The organism is Kitasatospora sp. NPDC101157 (assembly GCF_044768255.1).
Lineage (GTDB): Bacteria > Actinomycetota > Actinomycetes > Streptomycetales > Streptomycetaceae > Kitasatospora.
On the sequence record NZ_JBIWPL010000011.1, the window covers coordinates 232,548 to 243,973 of the forward strand.

General features: G+C 76.5%; 1 protein-coding gene. It reads right to left on the reverse strand.

The window, feature by feature from the left end:
• Nucleotides 1–116 precede the first annotated feature (116 nt).
• A partial coding sequence (locus ACIRVF_RS22940; RefSeq protein ID WP_402820707.1) for a type I polyketide synthase occupies nucleotides 117–11,426 on the reverse strand: 11,310 nt, incomplete at its 5' end.

The window sequence follows — 11,426 nt, forward strand, 5'->3', positions numbered from 1 at the left end:
CGGGCCTTGTCGCGCCCGGGGGGCGGTGTTTTGGGGGGGGGGGGGGGTGGGGGGGGGGCGGGGGGGGGGGGGGCCCCCCCCGGGGGCCGGGCCCCCCCCGCCCGCGTCCGCCGCGCTCACTCCCGGCCGCGCAGCCACTCCTCCACGATCCTCGCGGTCCCCTCGGAGTCCTCCCGGATCATCGACAGGTGGTCGGCGTCCACCCCGACCACCTGGGCGCCGGGCACCAGCGGTTCGGCCTGGGCGCGCTGCTCGATGGGGGCCGCGTCGGCGCCGGTGAGGGCCCGCTCGCAGCTGACCAGCAGAACGGGTGCCGAGGTGTGCTGGACCTCCAGCCGGTTGAGCAGCACCATCCAGCGGCCCATTGCGGACAGCCGGGAGTTGGTCAGCCTCACCGGTGAGTCGGCACCGGTGAAGTTGAGCCGCATCATGCCCGTGTAGTCGGTGCCCTCGTCGGCGTTGTGCTGGAAGCTCAGCGTGTCGAAGAGCACCACGCCCGCCGGGCGGATGCCCCAGGTGTGTTCCAGCAGGCCGGCCGCGGCGTAGGCGAAGGACCCGCCGGAGGAGTGGCCGGCCAGCACGAACGGCTCGCCGTCGGCGGCCCGCAGGGCGCTCTCGGCGATCACCCGGGTGGCGACCTCGGGGTTGGCGGGCAGCCGCTCGCCGGTGGCGAAGCCGACCAGGGGGAGCGCCGACACCTCGCGCTCGCCCCGGAAGTGGGCGGCCAGCCGGGAGTACTGGTGCACACCGGCGTTGGCGGTGGGCGCGCTGACGCAGATCAGCCGGGTCGGGCGCGGCCCCTCGGCCAGCCGGGTCGCCCAGGGCAGGTCCTCCAGCTCGGCGGTCGCCTCGAAGGTCGGGCGTAGCGCCGCGACGGTGGCGAGCATCCGCTGCGCCTCGGGCACCTTGCCGTTGGCCAGGGCGTCGGTGAACAGCCTCTCCAGGGAGTCGAGTTCGGTTTCGCCGCCGGACACCAGCACGGTCCCGTCCGGACCGTCCGCGGTGCGCTGGTCGGCGAGTTCGCCGCGGATCCAGGTGGCGAGCTCGCCCGGCGAGCGGCTGTCGAAGACGACGGTCGCGGGCATCCGCAGGCCGGTGACGGCGGCCAGCCGGTTGCGCAGTTCGACGGCGGTGAGCGAGTCGAAGCCGAGCTCGTAGAAGTCCCGTTCGGCGTCGACGGCGTCCGGGGTGGGGTGGCCGAGGACGGCGGCGGCCTCGGCCCGGACGGTGTCGACCAGGTAGCGCATCCGGTCGCGTTCGCCGAGGTCCACCAGCTGCCGGGTGAAGTCGGCGGCCGTGTCGGCTCCGCTCGCGGCGCCCGCCGCGGTGCGCCGGGCGGCGCGGACCAGCCCGCGGAACAGCGGGGGCACCTCGCCCTGCGGCCGCATCCCGCCGACCGCCAGACCCATCGGGATGACCAGGGGTTCGACCGAGCCGAGTGCCGCCTCGAACAGGTCGAGGCCCTGTTCGACGGAGAGCGGCGGGATGCCGCCGGACTGCATGCGCCGCATGTCGGTCTCGCTGAGCTCGCTGGTCATGCCGGCGTCCTGGGCCCACGGACCCCAGGCGAGCGAGGTGCCGGCCAGGCCGAGCGACCTGCGGTGGTCGACCAGGGTGTCCAGGAAGGCGTTCGCGGCGGCGTAGTTGCCCTGGCCGGGACTGCCCATGACGCCCGCGATGGAGGAGAAGGTGACGAAGGCGGCGAGGCCGAGGTCCCGGGTGAGCTCGTGCAGCCGCCAGACCGCGTCGACCTTGGGCCGCAGGACGGCGGACAGCCGTTCGGGGGTGAGCGAGGTGATGATGCCGTCGTCCAGCACACCGGCGGTGTGGATCACCGCGGTGAGCGGGTGCTCGGCGGGGATGCCGGCGAGCAGCCCTTCGGTGGCGGTCCGGTCCGAGGTGTCGCAGGCGACCACCCGGGCCTCGGCCCCGAGCTCCGCCAGCTCGGCCGCCAGCTCGGCGGCGCCGGGCGCGTCGGGCCCGCGCCGGCTGGTGAGCAGCAGGTGCCGGGTACCGGTGCGGGCCAGGCGCCGGGCCAGGTGGCGGCCCAGGGCGCCGGTGCCGCCGGTGATCAGCACCGTGCCGTCGGGGTGCCAGACGGGCGGCGTGGTGCGGCCGGCGGGTTCCCCGCCGCTCTCCCGGGCGGTGTCCGCCGGGTCGGCCAGCCGGGCGAGCCGGCCGACCCGCAGTTCCCCGCCGCGGACGGCGAACTGGGCCTCGCCGTCGGCCAGCAGGCCGGGCAGCAGCGGCAGGACCGCCGTCACGTCCTCGGGGCCTTCGACGTCGAGCAGGGCGAAGCGGCCGGGGTGCTCGGAGTTCGCCGAGCGGACCAGGCCCCAGGCGGCGCCGCCGGGCAGGTCGCGGACGGTTTCGCCGTCGGCCGCCCGGACGGCGCCGCGGGTGACGAAGACCAGCCGGGCGGCCGCCGCCCGGTCCTCGGCCAGCCACTCCTGGACCAGGGCGAGGACCCGGGCGGTGTGCGCGTGCACGGCCTCGGGCACGTCGCCGTCCGGGCCGCGCAGCGCGACCAGGACCAGGTCGGGCACCGGACGGCCGAGGTCGGCGAGGGCCGCGATCGAGGAGCCGGTGCCGTAGTCGTCCGGGCCGAGCGCCGTACAGCGCGGCGGCGTGGCGGCGACCGGCGCGGCGGGCGCGGGGATCCAGTCGATCCGGAACAGCGGGTCCCGGCCGGCCCGGACGGCCCCCGGGGCGTCCTGCGGGGCGCGCAGGGCGACCGAGTCGACGGTGAGTACGGCACCGCCCGCGGGGTCGGTCGCCGTGACCGACACCGTGGACGCGTCCAGGCGCACGATGCGCACCCGTAGGGCGGCCGCTCCTCCGGCGTGCAGGGCGACGCCCTGCCAGGCGTGCGGCTCCGGCAGCTGCGCCTCGTCGCCGACGCCGAGCAGCACGGCGCCGTGCAGCACGGCGTCCAGGAGGGCCGGGTGGAGGCCGAAGTAGCGGGCGTCGTCGGCCGGTTCGGCGGACAGCGCGACCTCGGCGAAGACCTCCTCGCCGCGCAGCCAGGCCGCGCGCAGCCCGTGGAACGCCGGGCCGCGCCCGGGGTCGCGGTAGAAACCGTCCAGGTCGACGGCGACCGAGCCGGCCGGTGGCCAGACCGCCTGGGCGTGGTCGGGCAGGTCGTCCTCCTGCGGCAGCAGGGTGCCGGCGGCGCAGCGCGTCCAGGGCTCGTCGGGGGCGGCGTCACCGGGGCGGGCGTAGCAGGCCACCGGGCGGGCGCCGGCGTCGTCGGGAGCGCCGACCCGCACCTGCACGACGGGTTCGTCGTGCTCGGCCAGCGGCAGCGGGTCGCCGAGGGTCAGGTCCGCGATCCGGCCGCAGCCGACCTGGTCGCCCGCCCGGACAGCGAGCTCGACGAAGCCGGCGGCGGGGAAGGCGGGCCGGCCGGCGATGCGGTGGTCCAGGACCCAGGGGTGGACGCGCAGCGCCAGCCGACTGGTGAACAGCACGCCGTCGGCGTCGGCGAGCGGGACGGCGGCGCCGAGCAGCGGGTGCTCGGCCGATACCAGCCCGACGGAGCCGACGTCACCGGAGAGCGCCGCGGGGCGGGGCCAGTAGCGGCGGTGCTCGAAGGCGTAGGTGGGCAGCTCGACCCGGCGGGCGCCGGTCCCGTCGAACAGCGCCGCCCATTCGACCGGGACGCCGGCCGCGTACAGCTCGGCGAGTGCGGTCAGCAGGCTGCGCTCCTCGGTGCGGTCCTTGCGCAGGGCCGCGGCCCGGACGCAGTCGGCGGTGTCCCCGCCGGAGCCCTGGCCGGTGTGGTCCGGGCCCGCGGAGCCCTCGTCGGCGAGGGTCTGTTCGGCGAGCGCGGTGAGCACGCCGTCGGGGCCGAGTTCGAGCAGCGCGGTGACGCCGGCCGCGCGGAGGGCGCGGATGCCGTCGGCGAAGCGGACGGTCTGCCTGACGTGGCGCACCCAGTACTCGGGCGAGCGCAGGTCGGCGGGGACGGCGATCCCGCCGGTCAGGTTGGAGACGACGGGAATCGAGGGCACGTGGTAGGTCAGGCGGTCGAGGACCTGCCGGAAGTCGTCCAGCATCGGGTCCATCAGCGGGGAGTGGAAGGCGTGCGAGACCCGCAGGCGGGTCGTGCGGCGGTCGGCGAAGTGCGCTTCGATCGCCGCGACGGCGGCCTCCGTGCCGGAAACCACCACCGAGGACGGGCAGTTCACCGCGGCTGTCGACACCTCGTCGTTCAGCAGCGGCCGGACCTCCTCCTCGGTGGCCTGCACCGCCAGCATCGCGCCACCCTCCGGAAGCGCCTTCATCAGGCGGCCACGGGCGGCGACCAGGGTGCAGGCGTCGGCCAGCGAGAACACCCCCGCCACGTGCGCCGCGGCGACCTCGCCGATCGAGTGACCCGCCACGAACTCCGGCCGCACGCCGAGTGATTCGACCAGCCGGAACAGCGCCACCTCCACCGCGAACAGCCCCGCCTGGGCGAAGTCCGTCCGGTTCAGCAGCTCCGCGTCCGCACCCCACACCACCTCCCGCACCGGCAGGTCCAGCTCCGCACACACCGCGTCGAAAGCCTGCGCGAACACCGGGAACCGGGCGTACAGCTCCCGCCCCATCCCGAGCCGCTGCGAGCCCTGCCCGGAGAACAGGAACGCCGTCGTGCGATCGGCGGAGACCCCGCGGGCGACCTCGGTCAGCCCTTCGCTGCACGCGAGCAGCACGGCCCGGTGCTCGAAGCCGGAGCGGCCGACGGCGAGCGAGAACCCGATGTCCAGCGGGGAGAGTTCGAGGGTGGAGACCCGGGTCAGGTGGGTGCCCAGCGCCGCCCCGGAGCGGGCCGAGACCACCCAGGGGACGACGGCCGGCAGCACCCGGTGCTCCTCGGGGCCCTCCTCCTCGATGCCCTCGGCCGGGCTCGGCGCCTGTTCGAGGATCACGTGCGCGTTGGTGCCGCTGATCCCGAAGGAGGAGACCCCGGCCCGCCGGGGGCGGCCGGCCCGGGGCCACGGCCGGGCCTCGGTGAGCAGCTCGATCGAGCCCGACGACCAGTCCACGTGCCCGGACGGCTGGTCGAGGTGCAGCGACTTGGGCAGCACCCCGTGCCGCATGGCGAGCACCGTCTTGATCACGCCCGCGACGCCGGCGGCGGCCTGGGTGTGGCCGATGTTGGACTTCAACGAGCCCAGCAGCAGGGGCCGTTCACGGTCACGGCCGTAGGTGGCCAACAGCGCCTGGGCCTCGATCGGGTCGCCGAGCGGCGTGCCCGTCCCGTGGCCCTCGACCGCGTCCACCTCGGCGGCCGAGAGGCCGGCGCTCGCCAGGGCCTGGCGGATCACCCGCTGCTGGGAGGGGCCGTTGGGCGCGGTCAGCCCGTTGGAGGCGCCGTCCTGGTTGACGGCGCTGCCGCGCACCACCGCGAGCACCTGGTGGCCGTTGCGCTCGGCGTCGGAGAGCCGCTCCAGCACCAGCACGCCCACGCCCTCGGACCAGTTGGTGCCGTCCGCGGCGTCCGAGTAGGCCTTGCAGCGGCCGTCCGGGGCCAGTCCGTTCTGCACCGTGAACCCGGCGAAGCTCACCGGGGTGGTCATCACCGTCACGCCGCCCGCGAGCGCCAGCGAGCACTCGCCGGCGCGGAGCGCCTGGGCCGCGAGGTGCAGGGCGACCAGCGAGGAGGAGCAGGCGGTGTCGACGGTGACGGCCGGGCCCTCCAGGCCGAGGGTGTAGGAGATCCGGCCGGACAGCACGCTCGACGCCAGGCCGGTGCCGGAGTGGCCGCCGATGTCCTCGCGGGAGTTCATCATCAGGGTGGCGTAGTCCAGGCCGTTGGTGCCGACGAAGACACCGGTCCGGCTGCCGCCGAGCTGCTGGGGGTCGACCCCGGCGCGCTCCAGCGCCTCCCAGGAGGTCTCCAGCAGCAGTCGCTGCTGCGGGTCCATGGCGAGGGCCTCGCGCGGCGAGATGTCGAAGAATCCGGCGTCGAAGTCGGCGACGCCGTCGATGAAGCCGCCCTCCAGGGTGGCACTGCGTCCGCGGCCGTCCCGGTCGCCGGCCAGCAGGGTGCGCAGGTCCCAGCCGCGGTCCTCGGGGAAGCCGGCGATGGCGTCGCCGCCTCCCTCGACCAGACGCCACAGGTCGTCCGGGGAGGTCACCCCGCCGGGCAGCCGGCAGGCCATGCCGACGATCGCGATCGGGTCGCCGGCGGCCACCGGTCCGCCGGCGGCGGTCGCGGCCGGGACGGCGGGCGTGTCCAGCAGTTCGGCCAGCAGGTGCTCGGCCAGCGCCTGGGCGGTCGGGTAGTCGTACACCGAGGTGGCGGGCAGCTTCAGCCCGGTGGCCGCCCCGAGCCGGGCGGGCAGTTCGACGGCCGTGAGCGAGTCGAAGCCGAGGTCGCGGAACTTGCGGTCCGGCGCGACGGCGGAGCGGTCGGCGTGGCCGAGCACCGCCGCGACCTGGGTGCGCACCAGGTCGGTGAGCAGCGCGGTGCGCTCGTTCGGGGCCAGCGCGCGGAGGCGTCCGGTGAGCTCGGAGGCGGCGGTCGCGAAGCCCCGGCGGGTCTCGGCGGCGGCCTCCAGCACCGGGCGGGCGGCGGGCAGGTCCCGCAGCAGCGGGTTGCCGCGCAGACCGACCAGGCTCTCCAGGACCTGCGGCTGGGCCAGGTCCAGGAGCACCAGCGCCGGGGCCGGCCGGGTGACGGCCTGGCGCAGCGCGGCCAGCGCGAGGTCGGGGTGCAGGGCGGGCACGGCGGCCCGCTGGGTCCGGCCGTCGGGGTCCGCCGGGGCGCTGTACTCGGCGCCGACCCAGGCGCCCCAGGCGATGGCGGTGGCGGGCAGGCCCTCGGCACGGCGGCGGTGGGCCAGCGCGTCCAGGACGGCGGCCGGGGCCGCGAGGGCGGCCCGGCCGGCGGTGCCGACGGTGCCCGCGACGGAGGAGCAGAGCACGAAGGCGGTCAGGTCGAGCCCGCGGGTCAGCTCGTCCAGGTGGAGGGCGCCCTGCGCCCGCGCCTGCTGGGCGGCGGCGAGGCGTTCGGGCGTCAGGTCGTCCAGCACGCCGTCGTCGACGGTGCCCGCCGCGTGGACGACGGCGGTCAGCGGGGCGTCCTCGGGCAGCCCGGCGAGCAGGGCGGCCAGCTCCGCGCGGTCGGCGACGTCGCAGGCCGCGACGGTCACCCGGGCACCACGGGCGCGCAGCCGGGCGGCGAGGTCGGCCGCGCCGGGGGCGTCCGGGCCCCGGCGGCCGGCCAGCAGCAGGTGGTCGGCGCCCGCGTCGGCGAGCCATTGGGCCACGGCGGCGCCGCGCCCGCCGGTGCCGCCGGTGATCAGCACGGTGCCGCGGCTCTCCGCCGGGGTCCAGCCGGCGTCCGGGGTGCCGGCCGGGGCCGGGGTGAGCCGGCGCGCGTGCACGGCGGTGGCCCGGATCGCGAGCTGGTCCTCGCCGTCGGTCGCGGCGAGCACGGCGGCCAGCCGGCGCACCGCGGCCGGGTCCGGCGCCTCGGGCAGGTCGATCAGGCCGCCCCACTGCTGGGGGTGTTCCAGGGCGGCGACCCGGCCGAGGCCCCAGACGGCGGCCTGCTCGGGCGCGGCCGGTGCCTCGGTGCGGGCCACCGCGACCGCGCCGCGGGTCAGGCACCACAGCGGGGCGGTGAGGCCGGTGTCGCGCAGGGCCTGCAGCAGGGTGAGGGTGCCGGCGGCGGGCAGGTCTCCGGCGCCGAGCGCCAGCAGGGACAGCACACCGGCGAACGGCCGTCCGGCCGTCGGCAGTTCGCGCAGCAGCGCGGCCAGCTCGGCCCGCTCGGTGGTGCGCACGGACAGGCACAGGGCCTCCGCGCCGACCGCCTCGCAGGCTGCCGCCGCCCAGGTCTCGTCGCCGCCCTCGGCCGGTGTCACGACCAGCCACGGGCCGGCCGGGCGGGCCGTCGAGCCGCCCGGCAGCGCGGGCCAGGACTCGTGGAAGCGCAGCGCGTCCAGCAGGGACTGGTCGCGGTGGTGGCGCCGCCAGGCGGACAGCGCGGGGAGGACGGATCCGAGCGCCGCGCCGTCCACGGCCAGGTCGGCCGCGAGCGCGTCCAGGTCCTCGCCCTCGACGGCCGCCCAGAACCGGGCGTCCAGCGCGTCCTCCGGCGCGGCGCCCGGCCGTCCGGCCGGAGCGTGCGTCCTGGGCCAGTAGCGCTCGCGCTGGAAGGCGTAGGTGGGCAGGTCGACCCGCCGGGCGCCGGTGCCGTCGAACACCCGGGCCCAGTCGACGGCCCCGCCGACGACGTGCAGCCGGGCGAGCGCGGTCAGCAGGGTGCTCTCCTCGGCGCGGCCGCGCCGGCAGACCGGTTCCACGACGGCGCCCGGGGCCTCGGCGAGGGCCTGGCGGACGGCCGGGGACAGCGCAGCGTCCGGGCCCAGTTCCAGGTAGTCGGTGGCACCGGCGGCGTGGAGGGTGCGGATGCCGTCGGCGAAGCGGACGGTCTCGCGGACGTGGCGCACCCAGTGGTCCGCGTCGGTCGTGCCGCTGACCGGCTCGCCAGTGAGGCTGGAGACGAGGGGGATCGACGGCGCGTGGTAGCTCAGCCCGTTGAGGACCTGCCGGAAGTCCTCCAGCATCGGGTCCATCAGCGGGGAGTGGAAGGCATGGGACACCCGCAGACGGGTCGTACGGCGGTCCGCGAAGTGCGCCTCGACCGCCGCAACCGCTTCCTCCGCACCCGAAACGACCACCGAGGACGGACCGTTGACGGCGGCCAGCGCGACGGAGTCGCCGAGCAGCGGCCGGACCTCCTCCTCGGTGGCCTGTACGGCGAGCATCGCGCCACCGGAGGGCAGCGCCTGCATCAGGCGGCCACGGGCGGCGACCAGCGCGCACGCGTCCGCCAGCGAGAACACCCCCGCCACGTGCGCGGCGGCGATCTCACCGATCGAGTGGCCCGCCACGAACTCCGGGCGTACGCCGAGTGATTCGACCAGCCGGAACAGCGCCACCTCCACCGCGAACAGCCCCGCCTGGGCGAAGTCCGTCCGGTTCAGCAGCTCCGCGTCCTCACCCCACACCACCTCCCGCACCGGCAGGTCCAGCTCCGCACAGACCGCGTCGAAGGCCTCCGCGAACACCGGGAAGCGCTCGTACAGCTCCCGCCCCGTGCCGAGTCGCTGGGCACCCTGCCCGGAGAAGAGCAGTGCCGTCCGACGCTCGCCGTCGGCGACGCCCCGGGCCACCTCGACGCCGTCCAGCAGCACCGCCCGGTGTGCGAACCGCGAGCGCCCGATGGCCAGCGACAGGCCGATGTCCAGCGGAGAGCCCTCGACCGTCGCCGGTCCGGTCAGCTGCGCGTCCAGCGCCGCCTCCGACTTGCCCGCCAGCACCCACGGCACCACGGCCGGCACCGTCACGGGCACGGGCGCCCGATCCGCGGCGGTGGCATCGGCCGACGGCGCCTCCTCGACGATCACGTGCGCATTGGTGCCGCTGATCCCGAACGCCGAGACGCCCGCCCGGCGCGGCCGGCCGGTCCGGGGCCATTCCTCCGCCCGGGTGAGCAGCCGGATGTCCCCGGCCGTCCAGTCGACGTGTGAGGACGGCGCGTCCACGTGCAGGGTGCGCGGCAGCACCCCGTGCCGCATCGCGAGCACCGCCTTGATCACGCCGGCCGCTCCTGCTGCGGCCTGGGTGTGGCCGATGTTGGACTTCAACGAGCCCAGCAGCAGCGGCCGTTCACGGTCCTGCCCGTAGGTGGCCAGCAGCGCCTGGGCCTCGATCGGGTCGCCCAGGGTGGTGCCCGTGCCGTGGCCCTCGACGAAGTCGACCTCGGCCGGCGAGAGCCGGGCGTTGGCGAGGGCCTGGCGGATGACGCGCTGCTGGGACGGCCCGTTGGGCGCCGTCAGTCCGTTGGAGGCGCCGTCCTGGTTGACCGCCGAGCCTCGCACCACGGCGAGGACGGGGTGCCCGTTGCGGCGCGCGTCCGACAGCCGTTCCAGCACCAGCACGCCGGCGCCCTCGGACCAGCCGGTGCCGTCCGCCCCGTCCGCGAAGGCCTTGCACCGCCCGTCCGGGGCCAGCCCGCCCTGCCGGGTGAAGCCGGGGAATCCCAGTGAGGAGGACATCACGGTCACGCCTCCGGCCAGGGCGAGGGTGCACTCGCCGCTGCGCAGGGACTGCGCGGCCAGGTGCATCGCCACCAGCGAGGAGGAGCAGGCGGTGTCGACCGTCACCGCCGGGCCCTCCAGCCCGAACGTGTAGGAGATCCGGCCGGAGACCACACTCGCCGCCAGGCCGGTGCTCGCGTGCCCCTCGATGTCCTCGGCGGAGTTCATGACGAGGGTCAGGTAGTCCTGGCCCCCGGTGCCGACGAACACGCCGGTCCGGCTGCCGCGCAGCGCCACCGGGTCGATGCCGGCCCGCTCGACGGCCTCCCAGGAGGTCTCCAGCAGCAGCCGCTGCTGCGGGTCCATCGCGAGGGCCTCACGCGGCGAGATGCCGAAGAACGCGGCGTCGAAGTCGGCCACCCCGTGCAGGAAGCCGCCCTTGGCGGTGGCGCTGCGCCCCCGGTCGCCGGGGCCGCCGCCGAGCAGGGTGTCGAGGTCCCAGCCCCGGTCGGTGGGGAAGTCGGATATGCCCTCGCGCCCTTCGGCGACCAGATCCCACAGCTCCTCGGGCGTGCCGATCCCGCCGGGCAGTCGGCAGGCCATGCCGACGATCGCGATCGGGTCGTCCGCGGCGGCCGCGGGGTCGAGCGGCGGAAGTTCGGGTTCGTCCCGGCCGCCGAGCACCTCGGCGAGCAGGAGTTCCGCGATGGCCGTGGGGGTGGGGTGGTCGAAGACCAGGGTGGCGGGCAGCCGCAGGCCGGTGACGGCGGTGAGGCGGTTGCGCAGTTCCAGGGCGGTGAGGGAGTCGACGCCGAGGTCGTGGAAGTCCCGGTCGGCCGCGACGGACTGCGGTCCGGGGTGGCCGAGGACGGTCGCGGCCTCGGTCCGGACCAGGTCGAGGAGGTGGCGCAGCCGGTCGGAGCCGCGCAGCCCGTACAGATGGGCGGCGAGGGCCGTCATGGCGGCGGCGCCCGTGCCGGTGGCGGAGGCGGTGCGCCGCCCGGCGGGCAGCAGGGCGCGGAACATGGTCGGCACCTCGCCGCGCGGGCGGGCTCCGACGGCCATCCGGCCGGTCGCCACCAGGTAGGGCTCGTCGAGGGTCATGGCGGCGTCGAGCAGGGCGAGGCCCTGCTCCTCGGTCAGCGGCGGCACCCCGGCGGAACGGATCCGCTGCAGGTCCGCATCGGAGAGGGTCCCGGTCATGCCCGCCGTGGGCACCCACGCCCCCCAGCCCAGGGACTGGGCGGGCAGCCCCTGCTGGTGGCGCCAGGAGGCCAGGGCGTCCAGGAAGACGTTCGCCGCCGCGTAGTTGCCCTGCCCCGCACTGCCCATCACCCCCGAAACCGAGGAGAACAGCACGAAGGCCTTGAGGTCCTGGCCGGCCGT